This window comes from Paractinoplanes atraurantiacus, assembly GCF_900215205.1.
Lineage (GTDB): Bacteria > Actinomycetota > Actinomycetes > Mycobacteriales > Micromonosporaceae > Actinoplanes > Actinoplanes atraurantiacus.
Genome location: NZ_OBDY01000003.1, coordinates 433,110 through 455,888 on the forward strand (window position 1 = coordinate 433,110; position 22,779 = coordinate 455,888).

Annotated in this window: 25 protein-coding genes and 1 riboswitch; of the genes, 11 read left to right on the forward strand and 14 right to left on the reverse strand. The window is 70.4% G+C overall.

All coding sequences use genetic code 11. The annotated features are described in order from the left end of the window. Positions 1-73: 73 nt before the first annotated feature. From CRP55_RS11300 to CRP55_RS11310, 3 genes are all read right to left on the reverse strand, one after another. Entirely contained in the window at positions 74-982 is a 909-nt protein-coding gene (locus CRP55_RS11300) for a C40 family peptidase (protein ID WP_245922923.1), read from the reverse strand. 69 nt (positions 983-1,051) lie between these two features. Continuing rightward, positions 1,052-1,182: riboswitch (cyclic di-AMP (ydaO/yuaA leader) on the reverse strand. Positions 1,183-1,388: 206 nt separating this feature from the next. Next, positions 1,389-1,715, reverse strand: a complete 327-nt coding sequence (locus tag CRP55_RS11305) for a DUF3817 domain-containing protein (protein WP_097319766.1) — start codon at positions 1,713-1,715, stop codon at positions 1,389-1,391. 24 nt (positions 1,716-1,739) lie between these two features. After that, complete coding sequence (locus tag CRP55_RS11310) at positions 1,740-2,144, reverse strand: hypothetical protein (protein ID WP_097319767.1); 405 nt, start codon at positions 2,142-2,144, stop codon at positions 1,740-1,742. Positions 2,145-2,235: 91 nt separating this feature from the next. Between CRP55_RS11310 and CRP55_RS11315 the strand changes: the two genes are divergently transcribed. Together CRP55_RS11315 and CRP55_RS11320 are read left to right on the forward strand one after the other, a co-directional pair. After that, positions 2,236-2,448, forward strand: a complete 213-nt coding sequence (locus CRP55_RS11315; RefSeq protein WP_097319768.1) for a DUF6158 family protein — start codon at positions 2,236-2,238, stop codon at positions 2,446-2,448. A 13-nt stretch (positions 2,449-2,461) separates the two neighbouring features. Continuing rightward, on the forward strand, positions 2,462-2,986 hold the full coding sequence (locus CRP55_RS11320; RefSeq protein WP_097319769.1) for a DUF1360 domain-containing protein: 525 nt from the start codon (positions 2,462-2,464) through the stop codon (positions 2,984-2,986). Positions 2,987-2,993: 7 nt separating this feature from the next. Here CRP55_RS11320 and CRP55_RS52910 read toward each other — a convergent pair whose 3' ends face one another. Then, on the reverse strand, positions 2,994-3,146 hold the full coding sequence (locus CRP55_RS52910; protein ID WP_179855125.1) for a hypothetical protein: 153 nt from the start codon (positions 3,144-3,146) through the stop codon (positions 2,994-2,996). A gap of 23 nt (positions 3,147-3,169) precedes the next feature. Continuing rightward, the gene (locus tag CRP55_RS11325; RefSeq protein ID WP_245922924.1) at positions 3,170-3,370 is read right to left on the reverse strand and encodes a hypothetical protein; all 201 of its coding nucleotides are present in this window, start codon (positions 3,368-3,370) and stop codon (positions 3,170-3,172) included. 294 nt (positions 3,371-3,664) lie between these two features. On the opposite strand from CRP55_RS11325, the gene CRP55_RS11330 reads away from it, so the two are divergent. Both CRP55_RS11330 and CRP55_RS11335 read left to right on the forward strand, forming a co-directional pair. Then, on the forward strand, positions 3,665-3,871 hold the full coding sequence (locus CRP55_RS11330; RefSeq protein WP_097319771.1) for a hypothetical protein: 207 nt from the start codon (positions 3,665-3,667) through the stop codon (positions 3,869-3,871). A gap of 39 nt (positions 3,872-3,910) precedes the next feature. Further along, entirely contained in the window at positions 3,911-4,690 is a 780-nt protein-coding gene (locus tag CRP55_RS11335) for an ANTAR domain-containing protein (protein WP_097319772.1), read from the forward strand. Between the two features lie 5 nt (positions 4,691-4,695). Here CRP55_RS11335 and CRP55_RS11340 read toward each other — a convergent pair whose 3' ends face one another. The 5 genes from CRP55_RS11340 to CRP55_RS11360 all read right to left on the reverse strand — a co-directional run bounded on the left by CRP55_RS11340 (position 4,696) and on the right by CRP55_RS11360 (position 8,460). Further along, positions 4,696-5,001 carry an antibiotic biosynthesis monooxygenase family protein gene (locus CRP55_RS11340; RefSeq protein ID WP_097319773.1) on the reverse strand — a complete coding sequence of 102 codons (306 nt, stop codon included), beginning with the start codon at positions 4,999-5,001 and terminating at the stop codon, positions 4,696-4,698. A gap of 105 nt (positions 5,002-5,106) precedes the next feature. Continuing rightward, entirely contained in the window at positions 5,107-6,834 is a 1,728-nt protein-coding gene (locus CRP55_RS11345) for an MDR family MFS transporter (protein WP_097319774.1), read from the reverse strand. After that, positions 6,831-7,301 carry a MarR family winged helix-turn-helix transcriptional regulator gene (locus CRP55_RS11350; protein ID WP_245922926.1) on the reverse strand — a complete coding sequence of 157 codons (471 nt, stop codon included), beginning with the start codon at positions 7,299-7,301 and terminating at the stop codon, positions 6,831-6,833. The genes CRP55_RS11345 and CRP55_RS11350 overlap by 4 nt, the downstream gene beginning before the upstream one ends. A gap of 95 nt (positions 7,302-7,396) precedes the next feature. Then, the gene (locus CRP55_RS11355; protein WP_097319775.1) at positions 7,397-7,996 is read right to left on the reverse strand and encodes a class I SAM-dependent methyltransferase; all 600 of its coding nucleotides are present in this window, start codon (positions 7,994-7,996) and stop codon (positions 7,397-7,399) included. After that, positions 7,993-8,460: an AfsR/SARP family transcriptional regulator gene (locus CRP55_RS11360; RefSeq protein WP_097319776.1), complete on the reverse strand. Its 468-nt coding sequence runs from the start codon at positions 8,458-8,460 to the stop codon at positions 7,993-7,995. The genes CRP55_RS11355 and CRP55_RS11360 overlap by 4 nt, the downstream gene beginning before the upstream one ends. A gap of 221 nt (positions 8,461-8,681) precedes the next feature. Here CRP55_RS11360 and CRP55_RS11365 point away from each other — a divergent pair, with 221 nt between their 5' ends. Then, a complete protein-coding gene (locus CRP55_RS11365) occupies positions 8,682-9,338 on the forward strand; it encodes a response regulator (protein WP_097319777.1) in 657 nt (218 codons plus the stop codon). 149 nt (positions 9,339-9,487) lie between these two features. Then, the gene (locus tag CRP55_RS11370; RefSeq protein WP_097319778.1) at positions 9,488-11,059 is read left to right on the forward strand and encodes a hypothetical protein; all 1,572 of its coding nucleotides are present in this window, start codon (positions 9,488-9,490) and stop codon (positions 11,057-11,059) included. 33 nt (positions 11,060-11,092) lie between these two features. On the opposite strand, the gene serA is transcribed toward CRP55_RS11370, so the two are convergent. Beyond that, positions 11,093-12,307, reverse strand: coding sequence for a phosphoglycerate dehydrogenase (gene serA, locus CRP55_RS11375; RefSeq protein WP_097319779.1), 1,215 nt, complete (start codon positions 12,305-12,307; stop codon positions 11,093-11,095). Positions 12,308-12,469: 162 nt separating this feature from the next. Next, on the reverse strand, positions 12,470-13,384 hold the full coding sequence (locus CRP55_RS11380) for an aminoglycoside phosphotransferase family protein (RefSeq protein ID WP_097319780.1): 915 nt from the start codon (positions 13,382-13,384) through the stop codon (positions 12,470-12,472). Between the two features lie 127 nt (positions 13,385-13,511). Between CRP55_RS11380 and CRP55_RS11385 the strand changes: the two genes are divergently transcribed. Beyond that, positions 13,512-14,381, forward strand: coding sequence for a DMT family transporter (locus tag CRP55_RS11385; protein WP_097319781.1), 870 nt, complete (start codon positions 13,512-13,514; stop codon positions 14,379-14,381). A 1,000-nt stretch (positions 14,382-15,381) separates the two neighbouring features. Further along, entirely contained in the window at positions 15,382-15,954 is a 573-nt protein-coding gene (locus tag CRP55_RS11390) for a DUF3455 domain-containing protein (RefSeq protein ID WP_097319782.1), read from the forward strand. Here CRP55_RS11390 and CRP55_RS11395 read toward each other — a convergent pair. Beyond that, entirely contained in the window at positions 15,933-16,541 is a 609-nt protein-coding gene (locus tag CRP55_RS11395; RefSeq protein WP_097319783.1) for a hypothetical protein, read from the reverse strand. The two genes, CRP55_RS11390 and CRP55_RS11395, sit on opposite strands and share 22 nt — an antisense overlap. A gap of 253 nt (positions 16,542-16,794) precedes the next feature. Here CRP55_RS11395 and dhaK point away from each other — a divergent pair, with 253 nt between their 5' ends. Genes dhaK through ptsP form a run of 3 tightly spaced genes read left to right on the forward strand, consistent with a single transcriptional unit; the run spans position 16,795 to position 20,731 of the window. After that, entirely contained in the window at positions 16,795-17,796 is a 1,002-nt protein-coding gene (gene dhaK / locus CRP55_RS11400) for a dihydroxyacetone kinase subunit DhaK (RefSeq protein ID WP_097319784.1), read from the forward strand. A gap of 5 nt (positions 17,797-17,801) precedes the next feature. Further along, positions 17,802-18,377, forward strand: coding sequence for a dihydroxyacetone kinase subunit DhaL (dhaL, locus tag CRP55_RS11405; protein ID WP_097319785.1), 576 nt, complete (start codon positions 17,802-17,804; stop codon positions 18,375-18,377). Next, complete coding sequence (ptsP, locus tag CRP55_RS11410) at positions 18,377-20,731, forward strand: phosphoenolpyruvate--protein phosphotransferase (protein ID WP_097319786.1); 2,355 nt, start codon at positions 18,377-18,379, stop codon at positions 20,729-20,731. Before dhaL ends, ptsP begins: the two co-directional genes overlap by 1 nt. Here ptsP and CRP55_RS11415 read toward each other — a convergent pair. Continuing rightward, a complete protein-coding gene (locus tag CRP55_RS11415; protein WP_097319787.1) occupies positions 20,728-22,743 on the reverse strand; it encodes a phosphocholine-specific phospholipase C in 2,016 nt (671 codons plus the stop codon). The genes ptsP and CRP55_RS11415 overlap by 4 nt on opposite strands. Positions 22,744-22,779: the final 36 nt, after the last annotated feature.

A 22,779-nucleotide genomic window follows, 5' to 3' on the forward strand; every position in this document is an offset into this window, starting at 1 on the left:
AAAACACCCCCCGTCACCTAGACACGAAAGGCCGGTACCCGAGAAGGGGTACCGGCCTTTGCCGTGCCTGACGCTACTTGACGCGGCCGTAGCCGTACGGCGACATGACGTCGACCGATACCTTCTTGACCACCGTGCCGGTGTGCGGCGCATGGATGATCATGCCGTCGCCCACGTAGATCGCCACGTGCCCGAGACTCCGGTAGAACACCAGATCGCCGGGCTGCAGTTGGGATCGGCTGATGTGGGCCACCGCGCCCCATTGGGCCTCGGTGTTGTGCGGCAGCGACTTGCCCGCCGCGGCCCACGCCCCCGAGGTCAGACCCGAGCAGTCCCAGGTGCTGGGGCCGTCCGCGCCGAACTCGTACGCCTCACCGAGCTGGTTGTAGGCGAAGGTGACCGCCTTGCCGGCCGAGCCCGCGATGGTGGGGATCGTGCCGGTGTACTTCGAGGTGGTCTCCTGCGCCTGGCCGTAGGCCTCGGTGCGCATGGCCATCAGCTTCTTGATGTCCTTCTGGATGCCCGCCTTGCGGGCGGCGAGCGCGTTGACCTGAGCGGTCTGCTTCGCCTGGGTCGCCTTGAGGGCGGCCTGGCGGGCGCTGAAGTTCTGGGTCGCCTCGGTGAACGAGTCGATGTCCCGCTGGTTGGCCCGCGAGATCTGGTCGAGGTAGTTGATCTTGTCGACCAGGTCGTCCTGTCCCTCGCCGGACAGCAGGGCGGTCATCGGCCCGACCCGGCCCTGCATGTACGACGTCGCCGCGAGAGTGCCGACGCGGGCACTCGCCGCCTTGAGCGCCGCCTGAGCGGGGGCCAGAGACGCCGCGAGCTTCTTCTCGTCCGCGATCGTCTTCTTCAGGCTGATGTTCATCTTGTTGTAGTTCTCGGTGATGTCCTCGAGCTGGTTGGACGCCGCCTCGATCTTCTTGGTGAGCTCGCTCGTGGACGGAGCCGCGTGGGCGGCTGTCGCCAGAGACCCGGTCATCGCGACTGCCATGGCCGCGACGGCGAGCACCCGAAGCCTCGTACGGAGGTGTGGCACCGGTTAGTGGCCTTTCTTCCGCTTGGCCGCCTACCGGGTTAGCTGTCGGGTTCGCGCTGGAAGAAGGCGCTACCGCTGACGCGGATTCACCCCAAAAACGCGGTTCCCCGGCTCCGTCACGGGACTTCCAACCGCTCGGGGGAGAGCGAGTCGTCACCGAGAAGGATTGGGCGGCGCTGGCCGGCGCCACGGAGGGGAGTGGCTGCGGACCGGACCAACCGCATTAACTTATCGGGGGAAACATCAAATGCAAGTGGTCACAGAGTGATTTAAGACAGCGGACCACTTTGCGTCATTGATCCCGATAACAGATAGTCATTCGGCCGGGACAATGTGTTGATACTGCCTCTCAAGCCGGACTATTCGCAAGCTCGGCCTGACGCTGCGGAATCCACTGCTTGCTCACCTTGCGCTCGACCCAGAACGACAGGAACGGGATGGTGCCGGCCAGCATCACGCCGATCATGCGCGGGAAGGACCAGCCGGCCCGGCGGGACAGATCGAAGGTCAGGACAAGGTAGACCATGAACAGGAAGCCGTGCGCCGGGCCGACGACCGCCACCACGGTGTCGTTGTCGCCGAGATATTTCAGCGGCATGCCGACGACGACGAGCGCGAGCAGCCCCACGCCGACGATGTAGGCGATGATCCGGTAGCGGGTCAGGGCACCCTGCACAGTGGCACGTCCTTCTTCTGTCTTTTATCTCTGGCCGGGGTAGTCGCCCGGGCGGGCGCCCGGGTGTTCCTTCAGCCAGGTCAGATAGTCGTTGTAGGCGGCCGTCTCGGGGTCGTCGGCGTCCGCGGTCGGGCGCACGGCCACCCGGACCGGCCGGCCGACGGTAACAGCCGTACCTGGGAGCCTCTCGGGCTCGGACTCGTCGCCGCGCGCCGGGTCGAGCTTGCGCCGGGCCAGCTGCACCTCGCGCCACCAGAGGAAGACCACGAAGCCCGCGAAGACCGGCCACTCGAACATGTAGCCCCAGCTGATCGCGTTTCCTCCGGTGGCCCGGCTGAACTGCCACCAGCCCAGCACCAGGCACCCGAAGAACAGGACCAGCGCCAGGACATGGCGGGCGATCCACGCCGGAGTCCACAGGCCCTTCATGCCCTTGAGCGTACCGGCGCGGGTTTGACCTCCGCCCGCATGGGCAACCGTGCGAGCAGCAGCAGGGCCATGTCGTCTACGGAGGTGCGCGATGGAGCACGGGATCGACCCCACCGGGCTGGGTGAGGAGGACCTCTTCCGGGAGTTGTCCAGCCTCTACCGCACGCGGCTCGCCACCCTCCGGCACGGCCCCGACGCGGCCCTGGACAACCACTTCAAGCGAACCGCCGAGCTCGAGACCGAATACATGGCCCGCTACCCCGGACGCGAGGTGGACCCGGACCGGCTCACCCAGGACTTCTAGCTAGGAGAACCTCTTGACCGAGACGCTGCGCGCCCGGTTGGCGCGCGTCGGCCAGTCGTACGCTCCCCACGAACATCGGCCCCTCGCCGGCTACGTCGCCGCGATGGGCGCTTTCGGCGCCCTGGCCGCGAGCCTCGCCGCCGCCGCGAAGGTCACCGGGAAGCCCGCTCCCGAACGCCCGTCCCTGGGCGACGTGGCGCTGTTGTCGATCGCCACCCACAAGCTGAGCCGGTTGATCGCCAAGGACTCGGTCACCAGCCCGCTGAGGGCCCCGTTCACCCGCTACACCGAGCCGGCCGGGGCGGCCGAGCTCAACGAAGAGGTACGGGACCACCACAGCTCCCTGAAGCACGGGATCGGCGAGCTCATCACGTGCCCGTTCTGCCTGGCGGTCTGGGTGGCCACCGGCCTCACCGGTGGCCTCGTCCTGGCCCCGCGCCTGACCCGCCTGGCCGCGACGGCCCTGACGGCCACCGCGGTCTCCGACTTCCTGCAGATGGCGTACGACATCTCCAAGCACGCCGCGGAAGGCGACTGAGTTTCCTTCAGGGTGGTCCGTCCCGGTCGAGGCCGGACCACCCCTGAGGGCTCTCGGCCTCACTGTCGTCCCGGTCCGCGGTGATCTCCTCGTCCACGGCCGTGTCGTCGTGCTCGGACGCGAAGTCCTCCTGCTCGTCCGGATCGCCGATCGGCTCCATCGCCGTGCCCTCCCTGGCTCGGATCAGACTTCGAGAATGCGCAGCGCCTCGGCCGCCTCGTCCTGTGCGTACTCGCCCTCCGGCAGCGCGTCGATCCGCGTCATGGCGGTGGCCGGCAGATCAGCGGCGATCGCCCGGCGCTGCAGGTCGGCGCTGCTCAACCGCTCCTGGGCGTCGAAGGCGTCGTCGAGGAAGGCGTCCAGCTCACGAAAGTCGTCGCTCACGGCCCGAGGACTACCCGGCGCATGCCGCCACAAACTCTGTGACCGGCGTCACGTTCCCTAACGGAATCATGCCCGGGGTCCGACCGTTGAGAGCAGATGTCGGTGTGCCCAGTGTCCCCGGGCCTCACCCATTGCCTTCACGGAATACCGTTCGGCTGGAGCCGTGATGAGCCACTCGCCGCGAGGCGACCTGCACACCGACATCGCGCCGTCCCCGGTCCGCCGGGGGCGGCGCACCTTTGTTTGAGGCCAGGCTCGTTTGAGGCCACGGGTACCCGGGGTACTTGATCTCTTATGACTGATGACCGGATCGGGCAGCGCGCCGCCGATCTGCTCCCCGAGGAGCGGGCCGGCGGGGGCAGCGCGGACCCGCGGGCGCAGGCCGAAGCGATCCTCGCCGACTCCGACGAGCGCGAGGAGAACCCCGGAGCGGCGCCGGACTCGTTCCTGGAGCGGCGCAGTTCGGGACAGGCCGCCCAGACCGGCGAAACCACCCGGTAGAGGCACAAGACTTACGTGTTCTTCGATGCTCATGGCAGGATGCCCCGCGTGCCTGCCCCAAATCGCCGGGTTTCGTCCCCGCAGCGTGGCCCCGCCCGAGTGCTCACCCGGCCCGGGCGCCCGCGCACACCCGCGGCTCCGAGCGGCCCGCACCCGCTGGAGCTGGCGGGCCTGCTGCACGAGCTGTCGGCCCTGCTGCTCTCGGCCGACGGCTTCACGCCGGCCCTCGAGAGGCTGACCGAGTTCACGGTGGGCGCGGTCCCCGGCACGCTCCGCTGCTCGGTGGCCCTGATCGGCGAGGGTGCCCCGGTCTCCCAGGCCGGTCACGGCGCTGCGGGGGAGGCCGTGGACGCTCTCCAGTACGCGCAGGGCACTCTCGGTCCGGGGCTCGAGGCTGCCCGTACCCGCACGCTCGTCACCGCCCCCGACCTGGCCACCGACCAGCGCTGGCCGGAGCTGGCCGAGGCCGCCCGCGCCGAGGGCGTGGGAGCGGTCGCCGCCGTACCCCTAGACCTGCCCCGCGCCGAGGTGGGCGCCCTGAGCCTCTATTTCGACGAGCCCGGCGCGCCCGGCCCCGACCGTCTGCTGACCGCCATGGCCCTGGCCAACCAGGCCGAGGTCCTCCTCGACGAGCTGCGCCGCCGGGAGTCCCTCAGCGCCGGCGCCACCGTCGACCACGCCATCGGCGTGATCATCGCCCAGCGCGGCTGCGGCGTCCGCGAGGCCCACGACGTCCTGCGGGACACCGCCCAGCGCCTGGGCCTCGACCGCCAGGCCGTGGCCGACCGCCTCGTGACAGCCGCCGCCCGCAACGCCTGACGGGCTCAGGCCTTCTCGACGTGCTGGACGACGTCGAACTCGAGCAGGGAAGCGCCGCTGGCCACCGGTTTGCTGCGCTCGCCGGAGTGGGCCGCGCGGCCGCTGCCGGCCGACCACGCCTGGAAATCTTCTTCGGTCTCCCAGCGGGTGTAGACGAAGTAGCGGGTCTCGCCGGCGACAGGGCGCAGCAGCTCGAACGAGAGGAAGCCGGGCGCGTTCTCCACGGCGCCCTGCCGCGCGGCGAAGCGCTTCTCCAGCTCGGGGCCGGCGCCCTCGGGAACGTCAATCGCGTTGATCTTCACAACAGCCATGCCGCAACGCTACTGCGCCGCTTCGGCGGCCTTCGAGTTATCCACAGGCCCGAAATGTGAAGCGGGAGGCAGGGTGTCCCCGCCTCCCGCTTCATGCGCATTTCGTCAGCTCTTGTCCTGCCCCGCGGGAATCGCCTCGGTCGCGCCGGGCTTGTCGCGCAGCGGTCCCGCGCCCACCTCGCCGGGGACGCCGTCGCTGTTCTCGGCGGCCAGGATGTCGTCCGCCCGCTGCTGCTGGGCCGAGCGCAGGCTCAGCGGGATCTCGGGCAGGAAGAAGACGACGATCAGGCCGATCACCATGACGGCCAGGGCCAGCAGGAAGACGACCTGGATGCCGTCGGAGAAGCCCTCCTTGAACGGGTGGGCGATCACATCCGAGAGCCTGTCCAGGAACGACGTGTCGCTCAGGTCGCCGCCGCCCGCGGTCGCCTGCTGCAACGTCTGGGCCTGGGCCGGGTCGGCCTGCAGGGCCTGCTGGAACTCCGGCGTCGCGCGGGCCGCCGTGAAGGCGTCACTGATCTTGCCGGGCAGGACGTTGAACAGGACCGACAGGAAGATCGCGGTGCCGAGCGTGCCGCCCATCGAGCGGAAGAACGTCACCGAGCTGGTGGCCACGCCGATCTCCCGCGGCGAGACCGCGTTCTGCACCGCCGTGATCATGGGCTGCATGTTGCCGCCCAGGCCGAGGCCCATCAGCACCATGATCAGCATGGTGCGCCAGAGCGGGGTGTCGGCGCCGATCGTCGAGAACAGGGCCAGCGCGGCCACCATCAGAGTGCTGCCGATGATCGGGAAGATGCGGTAGCGGCCGGTCCGGGCGATCAGCTGGCCCGAGATGATCGAGCCGGACATGATGCCGAAGACGAACGGGATCATCTGCAGGCCGGCCATGGTGGCCGAGGAGCCCTTCACGATCTGCAGGTACAGCGGCACGGTCATCAGGCCGCCGAACATCGCCATGCCGAGGATCGTGCTGGAGGTGGCGCCGACGGCGATCGTCCGGTTGCGGAACAACCGCAAAGGCAGGAGAGCTTCGTCGCCGTACGCCCTCTCGGCGAGCACGAACGCCACGAGGCCGATCGCGCCGATGATGTAGCAGGCGAACGCCCGCCCGGAGTCCCAGCCCCAGTCGCGGCCCTGCTCGGCCACGGTCAGCAGCGGCACCAGGCCGACGATCAGGGCGAGGGCGCCGGGCCAGTCGATGCGGTGGTCGACGCGGGTGTGCGGCAGGTGCAGGACCTTGGCCACGACGGCCATGGCCGCGATGCCGATCGGGACGTTGAGGTAGAACACCCAGCGCCAGCCGTCGACCCACAGGATGGTGTCGGCGCCGGCGAAGAAGCCGCCCAGGATCGGGCCGAGCACGCTCGCGGTGCCGAAGACGGCCAGGAAGTAGCCCTGGTATTTGGCCCGCTCGCGGGGCGGCACGATGTCACCGATGATCGCCAGCGCCAGCGACATGAGCCCACCGGCGCCGATGCCCTGGATCGCGCGGAACGCGGCCAGCTCGTACATGTTCTGGGAGAGGCCGCAGAGCATCGAGCCGACGACGAAGATGCCGATCGCGAACAGGAAGAACGGCCGCCGCCCGTACAGGTCGGAAAGCTTTCCGTACAGCGGCGTGGAGATCGTCGACGTGATCAGGAAGGCCGTGGTGGCCCAGGCCTGGATGTTGAAGCCGTGCAGGTCGTCGGCGATGGTACGGGTGGCCGTCGCCATGATGGTCTGGTCCAGCGCGGCGAGGAACATGCCCATCATCAAGCCGGCGAGGATCGTGAGGATCTGCCGATGGGTGAATTCCACGGACGCTGGTTTCGTCGTGGGGTTGCTCACGCGTTCTCCCGTGGTGGTGTTGCGGCCGGCTCGTTGCGCAGGAGCGCCTCGACCGAGCTGTTGAATTGTTCGAAGAGGCCGGCGAAGGTGGCGATCCGGTCGTCCGGCCACCCTTCGAGCGCCTCGCGGAGCCAGGCCTGCCGGGCCTGCTCGAGCTGTTCGCAGGCGGCCAGCCCGGCGTCGGTGATGGCGAGGCGCGACGCCCGGCCGTCGACCGGGTCGGCCTCACGGCGGGCCAGTCCGGCCTTCACCAGTTGCGCCACCTGACGGCTGATCGTGGAGGGGTCGGCCTGCTTGATCTCGGCGAGATCGGTGGCACGCATCGGCCCCTGGCGCCGCAGCGGGAACAGCAGCATCAGCGCGGAGAACTCCGCGCCGAGGTCTCCGACACTGAGGATGCTCCTGCTGCGCGTCGCGAGACGGTGGAACCGCACAAGTTCCTCGGCTAGTTGCGGGAGCGCGTCCACGGCATGCCTGTCCTGAGGTGGGTCGATTGGATGCTTGCACACTACAACTGGTTGGTTGATGAATGCATCTCGGTTTCGTTAACCCAGGGTGACTATCAGCGCATTCGCCAGACGCCTGTGACGAGCGTCTCGGTCTCCTCGAGAGCGGCCGGTACCGGCACGACGTACTCCGCCACCTTCTCGAAAAGCCTCTCCGGGAAGTACCCCCGCCCGGGGTCCCCAACCAGTACCTCGGCGTTTTCTCGCCGGGCGGCGCGCAGGGTGCCCGTCATCGTCGGCGCGACCGCGGGGCTGTAGAAGACGTCGCCGGCCAGGAGAAGGTCGGTCTTGGTGGGGAGTTGCGTACTGAGAGTGACGCCGTTGGCGGCGGCATTGCGCTGGGCGGCCGCGGCGGCGGCCGGGTCGAGATCGGTGGCGGCGGTCGTGGCGGCGCCGGCCAGGGCGGCCGCGATCGCGGCGACACCGCTGCCGGTGGCGAGGTCGTGCACGGACTTGCCGGCGACCTCCGCCGGGTGGTCGAGCAGGTAGCGGGCCAGGGCCTGGCCGCCGGCCCAGACGAAGGCCCAGAACGGCGGCGGCTCGTCGCTGCGGAACTCGCCGCCGGCCAGATCGAACAGGCCGACCCCGCGGTCGGCGAGATGCAGCCGGATCTCCGGCGCCAGCGGGACGGGCAGGAGCGTGGTCTCGACCTTCACACAGTGATTGTGCTGCTCCCGGCGCTCGCCATGACGAGCTTCGCGCGGTATTCGGCGCGGGCCTCGGCGGCCCACGGCGCGTCCTCGTCCTCGAGCAGGGGCCGGGTGGCCAGGAACGCGGCCGCGGTCAGCGGCTTGGCCGCGCGGTCGGCCGACCGGCCCTCGGCGGCGGCGATCAGCTCGTCGAAGCGGTGGACGTCGACCCGGACCTGATCGGGATCGAGCGACCACCGTCCACGATGGTGCCGGACGACGGGGATCGCGGCCCGGAGGACGGACATGTCGGACTCGACATCTTTCTTCTTTTCTTCCAGCGTCTCCGCGAGCTCGGCCGTCGACTGCGGACCCCGCAACGCGAGCAGGGCGAGCAGGTGCCGAGGGCGGTCTCCGCCGAAATCGGGACCGACCAGGAGGATCCCTCTGGTCCGGACCTCGACGCGGCCGAAAAGCTGGATGTCGAACATGTTTCGGAACTTTGCAAGTGAGGAAGCCAGGGCGGCAAGCCCCAATGCGGGGGGTCGAATCACCCGAAAGACTGGTGATCACGGCCGCTTGGCCTCAACCGATCATCGGGCGTACCGGTGGAACGGATCCGGCCCGGTGCCTCCCCCGTCTATTGGTAGGGCAAAGATGAGACCTGGTACTCCTTAGACTTCCACGGGTCCGGTTGAGAGAAAGGTGGCGCATGACTAACGGCGATGCGATCAGCGTTCTCGTCGTCGACGGCCACCAGACGTTCGCCGAACTGCTGGGACATGCCCTGGCCGGGCAGCCCGACCTCCAGTACGTGGGGCACGCGCTGACGGGTGCCGAGGCGTTGAGGCTGGCGGCGGAGCTCAAGCCGAACGTGATCCTGCTCGACCCCGATTTGTCCGATGCGGACGGTATTGCCATCGCGGAACTGCTCCGCGTGCGTCAGCCGGACACCCGTGTGGTGATCCTCACTGCCTCCGAGGAGCAGGCTCTCGTCGGGCGGGCCACAGCGGCCGGCGCCGCCGGCTTCCTGTCCAAGAACGGCGCTCTCGGTGATGTGCTGAACGCCCTGCGTACGGCCCACGGCGGCGGCATGACCGTCTCCACCGACATCCTGGCCCGGCTGCTGCGCAGCACCAGCCCGGTCGTCGGCCCACGCGGCGGCGGCCTCACAGCGCGTGAGGACGAGGTGCTTCAGCTGATGGCGGCCGGCCTCGACGCGCGGGCCATCGCCCGGCGGCTCGGCATCAGCCTGCACACGTGCCGGGGCTATGTGAAGGCCGTACTGGCCAAACTCGGCGCGCACAGCCAGCTCGAGGCGGTGGCGATCGCCACCCGGCGCGGCCTGGTCCGCCCCGGACGCCCGTAACGCTAAGTAGTTCTCGCCGGTACTCATCCAGGAAGACGTGAAATCCGTACCTGTTGCGGGGTGCCGCTGTTGATGGCGGCGTCAGGGGAAGGATTCGCGTGGACCGAGCAGCAGCTGACCGAGCAGCGGCTGGCGGGGCACCGTCCGATGTGGCGGTTGCCGAGCCGTCGGCGCCCGGCCTGGGGAGTCGAGACACCATCTACCGGCGGCCACCGGCGCAGCCGGAGGCGACAGAGCCGTCGTGGTTCAACGGCAGCATGCAGGCCGAGGAGGCGCCGGGCCGGCCGGCCGAGGAGACCCCGAGCCGGGCCTCGTTCGGTTTCACCGACGGCCCGATCTCACCGGTGCGCCATCCGGCCTCGCCGACGTCACCGGCCCCGACGGGCCGCCCGGACCCCGCTCCGAAAGGCCGATCCGAGTCGGCCTCGAAGGGCCGTCCTGAGTCGGCCTCGAAGGGCCGTCCTGAGTCGGCCTCGAAGGGCCGTCCTGAGTCGGCTTCGAAGAGCCGGACCGAGTCGGCTTTGCAGGCCCGGACCGAGTCGGCTTCGCAAGGCCGGGCCGAGCCGGCCCCGATCGCGGTCGAGCTTCCCGTGCGCCGGATGGGCGACACCGCCGAGCGCCGACTGAGCCTTTCGGACACCGGCGAGCGGCCGGCCCTGTTCCCCGACGCCGGCCTGCCGAAGACCGGCTTCCCGGACACCACCTCCCGCGACACCAGTCCCCGCGACACCGGCTCCTGGGACACCAGTCCCCGCGACACCGGCTCCTGGGACACCAGTCCCCGCGACACCGGCTCCTGGGACACCAGTCTTCGCGACACCGGCTCGTGGGACACCGGCTCGCGCAACGCCGGCTCCTGGGACACCGGGTTCCGGGACACCGGATTCCCTGAAGCGGACACCGGCGAGCGCCCGACCGTGCGGCCGCAGCCCACCGGCGCGCCGCGCCCGGCGCCGGTGGCCGCCCCGCCGCGCCAGTCCCGGGGCGTGACCGTCGGCATCGTCCTGATGAGCCTGATCGTGCTGGTCGCCGGCAGCATCGTCGGCGTCGTCTACTTCACCGGGTCCGACGACGACCTCGACTCCGTGCTCCAGCTCGGCGCCGGCGGCAACGGCAAGCGCACGGCCGTCGCCCCGCTCGACAACCGTACGAGGGCGAGCTTCGAGCTGCTCGCCGCGACCAACAAGGTCAGCGTCTCGATCGGCGAGCTCGGCGACGACCTCTACCGCATCTCCACTCCGGAGGACGCCGGCATCCTGCCCAGCCCGATCGTGCGCGCCGACGACGTGAAACTCCAGGTGACGCGCGACGGTGACGGCACCGGCGGTGAGATCGACGTGGTGCTGTCGGCGAAGGTGACCTGGCAGCTGCGCTTCTCCGGCTACGCCGAGGAGCAGGTCATCGACCTCGGCGGCGGAAAGATCAGCGGCCTCGAGATGGTCGGCGGGATGCGCACGGCCCAGGTCACGCTGTCCCGCCCGTCCGGCACCGTGCCGATCAAGGTCAATGGGGCGGTGGAGAAGCTGGCGCTGAAGTCGCCGGCCGACAGCCCGGTGCGGGTCAAGGTCGGCGGCGGCGCGCAGACCGTCGTGGCAGGGACGCGGACCCTCAAGAACGTCGCCGCCGGCTCCACGCTCACCCCCAAGGACTGGGCGGTGGCGGACCGCTACGACGTGGGCGCCGGCGCCCCGATCACGACCTTGACCGTGGCCAACACCTGAGACCGGGAGGGCCGTGGGCCCTCCCGGGACACCTCAGGAGAGAACGCGCAGGCGGACCGTCTGCTCCATGGCGCGCAGCCGGTCGAGCACCTCGTCGCTGAAGTCACCGCTGATGTCGGTGATCAGGTATCCGTACTCGCCGCGGGTGCTCAGCAGTTGACCCTCGACGTTGACCTTGTGCTCGGCCAGGATGCTGTTGACCTGGGCCAGAACGCCGGGCGTGTTGACGTGCACGTGCCCGATGCGGCTCTGCCCGGCCTGCTCGGGCAGGGCGACGCCGGGGAGGTTCACACTGAGAGTGGTGTTGCCCTCCTCGACGAAGGTGGCCAGCTTGTTGGCCACGAAGGCGCCGATGTCGGACTGCGCCTCCTCGGTCGACCCGCCGATGTGCGGGGTGAGGATGACGTTGGGCAGGCCGCGCAGCTCGGAGACGAACTCGTCGCCGCGGCCCTTGGGCTCGGTCGGGAAGACGTCGACCGCGGCGCCGGCCAGGTGGCCGCTTTCCAGGGCCTCGCGCAGGGCGACGTGGTCGACCACGATGCCGCGCGACAGGTTGAGGAACAGGGCGCCCTCGCGCATGCGCTTGAACTGCTCGGCGCCGAAGAAGCCGGCGTTGCCGGGACGGCCGTCGACGTGGATCGTGACGATGTCGCTGGTCTCCAGCAGCTCCTCGATCGAGGTGCAGCGGTGCGCGTTGCTCAGCGCCAGCTTGTCGGCGGTGTCGTAGAACGACACGTGCATGCCCAGGTTTTCGGCGAGTACCGAGAGCTGGGTGCCGATGTTGCCGTAGCCGACGATGCCGAGGCGGCGGCCGCGGATCTCGTGGGCGCCGTCGGCCGACTTGTCCCAGACGCCCTGGTGCATGAGCGCGTTCTTCTCGGTGAGCCGCCGCGTCATCGAGATGATCTCGGCGATGGCCAGCTCGACCACCGAGCGCGTGTTGGAGAACGGCGCGTTGAAGACGGCGACGCCGCCGGCCGAGGCGGCGGTCAGGTCGATCTGGTCGGTGCCGATGCAGAAGGCGCCGATCGCGACGAGCTTGTCCGCGGCCTCGAGGGCCTTGGCGCTGACCTTGGTCTTGGACCGGATGCCCAGCAGGTGCACCCCGCGGATGCGCTCGATCAGCTCGGACTCGTCGAGGGCGTTGCGGACGGACTCGACGGCGTATCCCTCGGACTCGAGCCGGGTCACCGCGTCGGGATGGATGCTCTCCAGTAGTAGGACTCGCACCTTGGCCTCGTCGATCATCGTGTTCCGTTCCGTGAGGAAGTTTGGCCGTCCGGGCCGCCACGCCGAAGCCCGACTTCCCAGCCTATAGCCCTTCAATGACCCGCCCGGGCGGGTGTGCTCGACCTCCCATCTGTTGGCGGGGCGTCGCGCGCACAGGTACGGAGGTGACCTTCCTACGGTTCACATCTCGGCCTTCAACCAGCGGCGGAGCTCGTCGGCCTGCCACCGCTGGAAGGCCCGCACGGTCGGGATGCCCGGCGGCGGAGGCTGCCGGCAGATGTCACGGAACATGCCCGCGAGGGCGGCGAACGCGTCCGTCACGATCCGCCGGTCGATACCCTCGATCACCCGTTCGGGATCGCCGCCGTGCACCCAGACGTTCGCCGCGAGGTCGACGCTGTTCCACCATCGCGGCCCGGCCGCCGCCCACGGCCAGTCCACGATGACCACCCGGCCGTCCGGGCGAACGATCATGTTGTCGGCCCGGATGTCGCAATGCGCGACGGACTCTCCCGCATGCAGCCGGGTCACCGTCCGCGCCGCCGCCGCCCGCAGCTCGGGCAGATGATCGCGTTCCCACGGATCGAGGTCGGCCGGCGGATCGGCGGCGACCCGGTCCCACCCGGCGAAGTCCTCGGCGAACAACTCGCCCGCGTTCTTCAACCCCGCGGGCGCCGGCGTGAGCGCCCGGTCCAGCTCGGCGAGGGCGGTCACGGCCGCGTCGATCTCGCTTTCGACCCAGGGTGTACGGGGGTGAACGCCCTCCACGTCCTCGAGCACCAGCACCACCCACTCGCCGTCGTCGAACCCGTCGATCAGGCGGGGCGCGGGCACTCCCTCCGGAAGCATCGCTGTGATGCGCATCTCGTCGCGCGCGAGCTCGGCCGACCGCGCGTTGACCGCCGGCGTGACCGCCTTGACGAAGGCGCGGCGCCCGGACTCGGTGACCACCCGGTCGGCGCTGCCCGGCGAGAAGCCGCCCGGCTGGGACACGGCCCTGACCACGGCCCCGCCACCGATGATCCGCTCGATCCGGGCGCGGACCGTCTCGGGCAGCTCGAGCCACGTGATCCTTTTCCCCGTCGCTGGCACCATGGCTTGATCGTGGCAGCCCGCCGAGCGTGGAGGCGACCCCATTTCCCGTCCCGTGCCGCCGGGCGGGTGTCCGTTTCGCGGGGCCTTGTCGGTCTTGGGAAAGCAAAAGGTCTGGCAGACTCGAAGGGTGGCTTCGCTGGGGTGGGCGGTCGTGCTGTCGGTGCTGTCCGCCGCCAGCTATGCCGCCGCGGCGGTGGCGCAGGAGCGTCTGGCCGAGCACGGTCAGCGCGGCCTGTCCCGCTGGGCCGCCGCCCTCCTGCTGACCGGAGGCGGCGTCGCGCTGCACGTGATCGCCCTCGATTTCGGCACTGTCGCGGTCGTACAGGCGCTGGGCACTCTGACCCTGCTTTTCGCCCTGCCCATCGCCCGCATCCGCTACGGCGCGCGGATCAGCGCCGCCGCCTGGGCCGACGCCATGCTGACGGTGGCCGGCCTGGCCGTGATCATGTCCTTGTCGGTCGAGTCCGGCAAGCCGTCCGTGCTCTCCACGGCCGAGGGCCGCGACCTCTCCCTGATCACCGTAGGCATCGTGGTCCTGCTCGCGCTGGTGTCCTGGCGCTGCGGCCCCCGCATGCGCGGCGTCCTGCTCGCGGCCGCCGCCGGCACCGCGTTCGGCATCTCGTCGGTGCTCTCGAAGGCCGTGATCGGCTCGATCACCGGCGACGGCTTCCGCTCGGTGTCCCCGTTCCTCCTGGGCATGGTCGTCGTGTTCGCCATCGGCGGTTACCTGCTGGGCCAGTTCTCCTACCGGGGCGCCGGTTTGGCCGCCCCCTTGGCCACGGTCAGCGTCTCCAACCCCATCGTCGCCGCCATAGCCGGCGTCATCGTCTTCGACGAGAGCTTCCGCGCCGGCACCGCCGGCACCGTCGTGGTGGCCGTAGCCGCCTTGGTCATGACCGCCGGCGTCATAGGCTTGGCCCGCCGCACCGCGGCCCCGCCCACCACCGAGACCCCCACGTCCCCCACGAGCGAACTCTCCAAGCCGGCCACCCACTGACCCGCTCACCGGCCGCCCGCAGACCCACGCGCCGGATTCACCCGCAGGCCCACGCGCGGGGCTTCCCGCCGGCCCCGCGCCGGGTTTGCACGCCGGCCTACGCGTCGCGCTTGCCCGCAGGCCCATGCGCCGCGCTCGGCCACCGGCCCACCTACCGGCTCACCTGCCGGGCTCGGTCACCGCCCCACCCACCGGCCCACGTGCCGGGCCCACCCGCCGGCCGACGTGCAGGGCTCGGCCACCGACCTACCGGTCGTGCTCGCCTACCGACCCACCCGGCGGGCCTGCCGCCGGCCCACGTGTCGGGCTCGGCCAGCGACCTACCTGTCGTGCTCGCCCGGCGGGCCCGCCGCCGGCCCACTCGCTGGCTCGCCCGGCGCGGCCGCCGGCTGGCACGTCGGCCGACCGACCCCACAGGCCCGCCGCCCGAAGACCTGCCCGCGCGTCCGCCCAAGGACCTGCCCGCGCGTCCGCCCAAGGACCTGCCCGCGCGTCCGCCCAAGGACCTGCCCGCGCGCCCACCCAAGGACCCGCCCTCCCAAGGGGGAGCCGCCCGACGTCATTGTCGCGGAACGGCCCAAGATCGTGTGGATGGCCTGTGGACAACTTGCCGTGCTGTGGAAACTGCGGGCCGCGGGCTGTCTGGACCTTCCGCCTTTACTGGCGCCGGTCGTGTGGTCCCAGCAGGGGGAGTTGGCGGCGCCGGCAGGGGTTGGATTCGCGCCGGTACTTCTGAGGGCGTTGGCCACCCACCGGGCCGGTTGTCGGTGCGGCCTTGAGTTCTACGGCCCGGTCGTTACTGCGGGTGCTGCTGCTGACCCCGTACCTCTGATGTGGGCGGCATGATGCATTTTGCGCGCAAAAGGCAGAGCGCCTAGTCCGTTTGTCCAATCGCGAGGGACGAAAGGGCGGCATTGACGGTGATCTCGATCTGATCGGGGTCTCGGGCCGTGCTCCTGCTCGACGGGGCGACGCTCACGCCCCCAAGCGAGGAGATCTCATGTTCAACTCGAAGCGTTCCCGGGTCCGCGCTGCCGCCGGGGTGGGGATGGCTGCGGTGGTCGCCGCTGTGGGGGCGGTGACCTTCAACGCGTCGGCGGCGGAGCAGTCGGCGGTGGCCGTCAGTGCGCCGGACGGGCGGGCCGTGTCGATTCCGGGGATTCCGGCGGCGATCAAGCCGCCTCAGGGGAGCAAGCCGATCGGGGCGTACGTCGTCGCCTCGGGCACGCAGACCTACACATGCGCCAACGGGTCGTTCGCGGGGGCGTCCGTGCCGGAGGCGCAGCTGATCGGTACGGGCGGGCGCGTGCACCACTTCGCCGGGCCCAGCTGGCAGTCGACGCGGGACGGCTCGCTGGTCAAGGCGGCCAAGGAGGCCGAGAGCCCGCGGGCCGGCACGATCGCCGAGCTGCTGCTCAAGGTCACCGAGAAGTCGGGGTCGGGCGTGCTGAGCAAGGCCACCTACATCAACCGGCTGCTCACCTCGGGCGGCACCGCGCCGGCCGGCACCTGCGTGGACGGGACCAAGAAGGCGGTGCCGTACGGCGCTGTCTACGTGTTCTGGACGAACTGAGAGACCAGGGTCAGGACGACCCCGATGGCGGTGAAGACGAGCGCGACCACCCAGGTCGCGCTCGTCGGCCGTTCCACCTTGGGCACGACCTTGAAGTCGGTCGCGCGCAGGCTCACCCGCGGTGACGCCGTGCTGCCGACCGTGATGAAGCTGAACTGGATGGCGTTGCCGTGGTTGAGCAGCGTCTTCGGGGCCTGGATCTCGCGGCCCGAGCCGGAGACGGCGACGCCCTCGAAGATCTCGGGCGCCGACCGCGGGTGGTCGAGGAAGCCGACCTCGGCCTGAATGATGCGCCCGTCGGGGATGCGGACGGTCAGGGGCCGCTCGATGTCCGATTTCCGGAGGCTGGCCCGGCCCGTGTTGGTGGCCCGGACGACGTGGAACCTCGGCGCTTGGAGAGGGCTGCCGTCGTACGTCAAACCGATCTTCCCGTTCTTGAAGCCGGCGATCTCGGGCTGAAGCGCGACCTCCTCCACCTCGACGGCGATCTTGCGATGGCGGTCCTTGCGCCGGTCGAGGATGGTGGACAGGAGGCTCGCGGCGGCGACCGCGAAGGAACCGAGCGCGATGTATGCGGTGACTTCCATGTGACCACCTCGAATCTCTGAAGAGACCAGAAGGCCGCCACCTCGCTGGTGCCCCTCAGCAGTCAGCAAGATCGCGGCTTCATGGTGGTGGTGTCCTTTTTGCCCTTCCTTCCAGTAGAACATGCCACCAAGCTGTCCGCTAGCTGTCAATCTGCCATGTTGCAGATCCCGAAACTGACGGCTCGTAATCGGCCGATGATCGGGCGTAGCTTGAGGACGGCAGGTCGTTCCCCCTCAGCGGTGAGGAGCCACCATGAAGAAGCTCATCAACGACCCCTCGAACGTCATCGCCGACGCCCTCCGCGGCATCGCCGCCGCCCATCCGGAGCTGCGCGTCGACCACGAGAACCGGATCATCGTGCGCGGCGACGCGCCCGTGCGCGGCAAGGTCGGCCTGGTCTCCGGCGGCGGATCAGGCCACGAGCCGCTGCACGGCGGATTCGTCGGCCCGGGCATGCTCGACGCCGCCTGCGCGGGCGAGGTCTTCACCTCGCCGGTGCCCGACCAGATGGTCGCGGCCACCCAGGCCGTCGACGGCGGCGCCGGCGTGCTGCACATCGTCAAGAACTACACCGGCGACGTCATGAACTTCGAACTGGCGGCCGAGATGGTCGCGGCCGACAGCGGCACCGAGGTCGTCGCGGTGGTCGTCGACGACGACGTGGCGGTGCAGGACAGCCTCTACACGGCCGGGCGCCGGGGTGTCGGCGCCACCGTGCTGCTCGAGAAGATCGCCGGTGCGGCGGCCGAGGAGGGCCGGCCCCTGGGTGAGGTGGCCGAGGTCGCGCGCAAGGTCAACGCGTACTCCCGAAGCATGGGTCTGGCTTTGACCTCGTGCACCGTGCCGGCGGCGGGCAAACCGACCTTCGACCTGCCCGACGACCAGATGGAGGTCGGCATCGGCATCCACGGCGAGCCGGGCCGCCGCCGCGTGCCCGTCGCGCCGGCCGGTGAGATCGCCGAGATGCTGGTCAGCCCGATCCTGTCCGACCTCGACTACACGGGCGGCGACGGCGTCATCGCGTTCGTCAACGGCATGGGCGCCACCCCGCTGATCGAGCTGTACGTGATGTTCAACGAGGTGTCGCAACTGCTGGCCAAGGCGGGCGTCCCGATCGCGCGGTCGCTGGTGGGTCCGTACATCACGAGCCTCGACATGGCCGGCTGCTCGGTCACGCTGCTCAAGGCGGACGACGAGATCCTGCGATTGTGGGACGCGCCGGTCAACACGCCGGCCCTGCGGCGCGGGGTCTGAAGCCGATGGATACGGCGGCGCTCACCGCGTGGATCCGGGAGTTCGCGAGGCTGATCGCGGCGAACAAGGAACTGCTGACCGAGCTCGACTCGGCGATCGGGGACGGCGACCACGGCGTGAACATGGACCGGGGGCTCACGGCGGTGGTGTCGGCATTGGACGCCGAACCGCCGGAGACGCCGTCGGCGCTGTTCAAAAAGGTCGGCATGACGCTGATCAGCAAGGTCGGCGGGGCGAGCGGGCCGCTCTACGGGACGGCGTTCCTGCGAATGGCGGCGGCGGCCGGCGACTCGGTGGAGCTCGGCAAGGTCCTGCGGGCCGGGCTCGACGGGGTGGTCGCCCGGGGCAAGGCGGAGCCGGGGGACAAGACGATGGTCGACGCGCTCCGGCCGGCGGTGGAAGCCCTGGAGGGAGGCGGCAGCGTGCAGGAAGCGGTGCGCGCGGCCGAGCAGGGGCGGGACGCGACGATCCCGATGGTGGCGCGCAAAGGCCGGGCGAGCTATCTGGGCGAGCGCAGCGCCGGTCACGCGGACCCCGGGGCGACGTCGGTGACGCTGCTGTTGAAGGCGCTGGAGGCCTGATGACGGGCCTGGTGGTGGTGTGTCACAGCCGCCCCCTGGCCCGGGCGGCGGTCGCTCTCGCCACGGAGATGACGCGGGGGCGGCCGCTTCAGGTGGAGATCGCGGCCGGGCTCGACGAGGACACGTACGGAACGGACGCGGTCGCGATCATGGAGGCGGTTGTCGCGGCCGACGACGGAGACGGTGTCGTCGTGCTGATGGACCTGGGCAGCGCGGTGTTGTCGGCGGAGACGGCGCTGGAACTGCTCGACCCCGACGTGCGGGATCGGGTGGTGTTGTGCCCGGGACCGCTGGTGGAAGGGCTGGTGGCGGCGGCGGTCGCGGCGGCGTCGGGGGCTGGGCGCTCGGAGGTGGCGGCGGAGGCTCTTGCGGGTCTGGCGGGCAAAGAGTCTCACCTCGGCGTTACCGAGCAAGATCAAATTACTGAGGGTACGCAGGGAGGACCATCCGCCAAAGTGCGGGTGACCGACCCGCACGGGTTGCACGCGAGGCCGGCGGCCCGTGTGGTGGGCGAGGCGCGGTCGTTCGACGCGCGGGTCGAGCTGCGTAACGCGACCACGGGGTCGGGGTGGGTGCCGGCGTCCAGTCTGTCCAAGGTGGCCACACTGGGAGTGTTGCAAGGGCACGAGGTGGAGGTACGGGCTTCGGGAGCGCAGGCGCAGGAGGCGGTTGCCCGGGTTGCGGCGGTGGCCGGCTCCGGGTCGGGGTTGTCCACAGGCCGCGCGTTGTCCACAGGCGCGTCGCAGGATCTTGGCTCGGCGGGCGAGAATGGTGCTGGCGGGGGCCCCCAAGGGAGGGCGGGGGCTGTGGCCGGGGCGGCCTCTCCGGGTGTGGCCATCGGGCCGGCGGCTCGTCTGCGTGCTGTGCCGATCGATGTTCCCGACGTGCCGTCGCTCGGGGTGGAGCCCGAACGGCAACGGCTCGACCGAGCGCTCGACCAAACCCGCCGCGAGCTGACCCGCATCTCCGACCCCATCTTCGACGCCCACCTCCTGCTGCTCGACGACCTCGACCCCGAGGCCCGCACCCTGATCGGCCAGGCCCACCCCGCACCCCAAGCCTGGCAACAGGCCGTCGCCGCCATCGCCGCCGACTTCGACGCGCTCCCCGACCCCTATTTGCGCGGCCGCGCCGCCGACGTCCGCGCCGTAGGCGACCAGGTCCTGCGTTTCCTCGTAGGCGCACCCGCACCCACCCTCGCCGGCGACGGCGTCCTGATCGCCGCTGACCTCACCCCCGCCGAGGCAGCCACCCTCGACCCCACCCGCATCGCCGGCGTTCTCCTCGCCGCCGGCAGCCCCACCTCGCACGCCGCGATCCTCACCCGCACCCGCGGCATCCCCGCCGTCGTGGGCGCCGGCCCTCAGGTCTTGGACATCCGCGACGGCACCCTGATCGCCTTGGACGGCGGCTCCGGCGAGATAGCCGTCGCCCCTGCGGACGCTGTCCTCGATGCTTTCCGCGCCCGCGCCGCCGAACAGCGGGCCCGGAGCCAGGCCGCCCGTTCCCGCGCCATCGAGCCCGCCGTGACAACCACCGGCGTGCCGATCGCCGTGGGCGCCAACGTCGGCTCGGTCGAGGAGGCTCGTGCCGCCGCGGCCAACGGCGCCGACCTGGCCGGCCTCGTACGCACCGAGTTCCTCTTCCAGGACCGCACCGCAGCGCCCGATGTGGACGAACAACTCGCCGTCTACCGCGCCATCGCCGCGGCTTTCGACGGCCGCCGTGTCACCCTTCGCACGCTCGACGCCGGCAGCGACAAGCCTGTGCCTTTTCTGCCGGCGCCCCCCGAGGCCAACCCTTTCCTGGGTGTACGGGGTCTTCGTCTCTCCCTGGCGCATCCCACGGTCTTCGCCGCGCAACTCCAGGCGATCGCCCTCGTGGCGCGGGAGGCCCCGATCAGCGTCATGTTCCCGATGGTGACCACCGTCGGCGAGCTGCGCCGGGCCCGCATGATGCTCGACGAGGCCCTGGCTCGCACCGGCTCCGGCCGACCCGCCGACTTGCGCGTGGGCATGATGGTCGAGGTTCCGGCCGCCGCGCTGCGGGCCGCCGACTTCGTCCCGTACGCCGACTTCTTCAGCGTCGGCACCAACGACCTGACGCAGTACACGTTGGCCGCCGAGCGCGGCAACGCCGCGCTCATGTCCTTGTCGACCGGCCTCGACCCGTCCGTGGCCCAGCTGATCGACCTGCTGTGCCGGGCCGCCGGCGACCGTGTCCCGGTGGCCGTCTGCGGCGAGGTGGCCGCCGACGAGCAGGCCGTACCGCGCCTGCTCGCCTCGGGTGTGCGTCAGCTCAGCGTGGCCCCCGCCCTGGTTCCGCTCGTCAAGCAGGCTGTCCGGGCAACCTAGACCAGGCCGCCCATGCCAGGGTCGCTGATGCTCTCCTCGCCGTTCTCCAGGTGGCCGGCGTAGCGGCGTTCGAAGCCGGCGCCGGTCACGGTCAGGTCGTACCAGCCGCGCGTGCGGGCGGCCGGCCGTTCGACGGAACGGCTCGCTCCGGCCCGTACGGCAAACCGCTCCGTCTTGTGGGTGTAGCGATCGGTGACGGAGACGTCGGCGCGCGCGGTGCCGTGATTGCGGATCTTCAACGTGACCGTCTGCCGGTGATCGTCGCAGGTCGCGCGCACCTCGACGGCGGTCGTGCCCTGGAAGCGGCGGAAGAAGCCATTCGGGCCGCGCACCTCCAGATCGGGCGTGCCGGTCCAGGCGCCGGTCAAATGCTTTCCAGGCTCGACGGTGTACGTCCGTGGCGCCACAGCCGGATCGGCCGAGTGCACGTGGAAGACCGCTGTCGCGCGCCCGGTGTTGCGAAAGTCGATCGTGAAGCCGTCCGGGCCGGCCTTCCCGTCCGCGTGCAGCCGGTAGGGGAGCGCGCGAGCCGGGCGTACGCCGCGCTCCTGCCCGGGCAGCTCCGGATCGGCCGGCGGCACCGGCACCTCGTTCGGGCGGCGGGTCAGTTCGGTCGGCTTGAAATCGGCGGTGCCCGGCAGCTCGGGCAACCGCCGGTTCGGGTTCGTGAAGTCGAACGCGCTGGTCAGATCACCCGCCACGGCTCGCCGCCACGGGGTGATGTTCGTTTCGATGAGGCCGAACCGCTTCTCCAGGAACCGGATCAGCGACGTGTGGTCGAACAGTTGCGAGTTGACCCAGCCGCCGCGGGTCCACGGCGAGACCACGATCGTCGGGACGCGGATGCCCAGGCCGTACGGTCCGGCCGGATGGTTGGCGCTGCCCGGGAAGATCTCGTTGGTGGTCGGCACGGTCGACTCGCCCGGCGTCGGCGGCACCAGGTGGTCGAAGAAGCCGCCCTCCTCGTCGTAGGTGACGATCAGGGCCATCTTGCTCCACACCTGCGGGTTGTCGGCCAGGATGTCGATGACGCGGGAGACGTACCACTCGCCGTAGTGCGGGCCCCAGTTCGGGTGCTCGGTGTAGGCCTCGGGCGCGACGATCCAGCTCACCTTCGGCAGCCGGCCGCTCTCGACGTCGGCCCGGAAATCGCTGAGCAGCTGCTCCGGGTCGCGGCCGAGCTGGGTGATCTCGGTGCCGGTCTTCGCCTTGGCGGCGAGCGGGCTGCCGGGCGCGGCGTTCTGGTACTGGTGGAAGTAGAGCAGCGAGTTGTCGCCGTAGTTGCCGATGAACGGGTCGCTGGTCCAGCCCCACGACCCGGCGGCGGTCAGGCCGATCCCGGTGTCCTGGTAGATCTTCCACGAGACACCGGCGCGTTCCAGCCGCTCCGGATAGGTGGACCAGTCGTACCCGGCCTCGGCGTTGTCGACGACCGGACCGCCGCCCTTCCCATCGTTGCCGACCCAGCCGGTCCACATGTGGTAGCGGTTGGGGTCGGTCGAGCCGAGCAGCGAGCAGAAGTAGTTGTCGCAGACCGTGAACGCGTCCGCGAGCGCGAAGTGGTACGGCAGGTCGGCCCGTACATGATGGGTCATGGTCTGAATGCCCTTGTTCGGCACGAACCGGTCGTGCCGCCCGCCGTTCCAGGCCGCGTGCGTGTCGTTCCAGCCGTGCGGCGGGTCGGGCAGGAACATCGCGCCCACATCCGGCACCTCCGGCCGGAACGGCAGCAGCTCGCCGTCGCCGTTGCGCTGATGCCACACCGACTTGCCGTTGCCCTGCCGCACCGGATGCGGATCGGCGAACCCCCGTACGCCCCGCATCGTGCCGAAGTAGTGGTCGAACGACCTGTTCTCCTGCATCAGGAAGATGACATGCTCGATGTCCTGGATGGTCCCGGTGCGGTGGTCCGCGGGGATGGCCAGAGCCTTTTCCAGGCTCGACGGCATCGCCGAGGCGACCGCGGGGATGCCCAGCAGCTGCAGGAAGGTGCGCCGATCCACATTCGCCATGCGCCGCAAACTAGCCACCGAAGTTGGCCAGCAAAT

What these genes read in the sequence shown, in the direction of transcription:
- CRP55_RS11300 (WP_245922923.1), bottom strand. Translation starts at nt 982, where the DNA reads ATGACCGGGTCTCTGGCGACAGCCGCCCACGCGGCTCCGTCCACGAGC.
- CRP55_RS11310 (WP_097319767.1), bottom strand. Translation starts at nt 2,144, where the DNA reads ATGAAGGGCCTGTGGACTCCGGCGTGGATCGCCCGCCATGTCCTGGCG.
- CRP55_RS11315 (WP_097319768.1), top strand. Translation starts at nt 2,236, where the DNA reads ATGGAGCACGGGATCGACCCCACCGGGCTGGGTGAGGAGGACCTCTTC.
- CRP55_RS52910 (WP_179855125.1), bottom strand. Translation starts at nt 3,146, where the DNA reads ATGGAGCCGATCGGCGATCCGGACGAGCAGGAGGACTTCGCGTCCGAG.
- CRP55_RS11330 (WP_097319771.1), top strand. Translation starts at nt 3,665, where the DNA reads ATGACTGATGACCGGATCGGGCAGCGCGCCGCCGATCTGCTCCCCGAG.
- CRP55_RS11335 (WP_097319772.1), top strand. Translation starts at nt 3,911, where the DNA reads ATGCCCCGCGTGCCTGCCCCAAATCGCCGGGTTTCGTCCCCGCAGCGT.
- CRP55_RS11340 (WP_097319773.1), bottom strand. Translation starts at nt 5,001, where the DNA reads ATGGCTGTTGTGAAGATCAACGCGATTGACGTTCCCGAGGGCGCCGGC.
- CRP55_RS11360 (WP_097319776.1), bottom strand. Translation starts at nt 8,460, where the DNA reads ATGTTCGACATCCAGCTTTTCGGCCGCGTCGAGGTCCGGACCAGAGGG.
- CRP55_RS11365 (WP_097319777.1), top strand. Translation starts at nt 8,682, where the DNA reads ATGACTAACGGCGATGCGATCAGCGTTCTCGTCGTCGACGGCCACCAG.
- serA (WP_097319779.1), bottom strand. Translation starts at nt 12,307, where the DNA reads ATGATCGACGAGGCCAAGGTGCGAGTCCTACTACTGGAGAGCATCCAT.
- CRP55_RS11380 (WP_097319780.1), bottom strand. Translation starts at nt 13,384, where the DNA reads ATGGTGCCAGCGACGGGGAAAAGGATCACGTGGCTCGAGCTGCCCGAG.
- CRP55_RS11390 (WP_097319782.1), top strand. Translation starts at nt 15,382, where the DNA reads ATGTTCAACTCGAAGCGTTCCCGGGTCCGCGCTGCCGCCGGGGTGGGG.
- CRP55_RS11395 (WP_097319783.1), bottom strand. Translation starts at nt 16,541, where the DNA reads ATGGAAGTCACCGCATACATCGCGCTCGGTTCCTTCGCGGTCGCCGCC.
- dhaK (WP_097319784.1), top strand. Translation starts at nt 16,795, where the DNA reads ATGAAGAAGCTCATCAACGACCCCTCGAACGTCATCGCCGACGCCCTC.
- dhaL (WP_097319785.1), top strand. Translation starts at nt 17,802, where the DNA reads ATGGATACGGCGGCGCTCACCGCGTGGATCCGGGAGTTCGCGAGGCTG.
- ptsP (WP_097319786.1), top strand. Translation starts at nt 18,377, where the DNA reads ATGACGGGCCTGGTGGTGGTGTGTCACAGCCGCCCCCTGGCCCGGGCG.
- CRP55_RS11415 (WP_097319787.1), bottom strand. Translation starts at nt 22,743, where the DNA reads ATGGCGAATGTGGATCGGCGCACCTTCCTGCAGCTGCTGGGCATCCCC.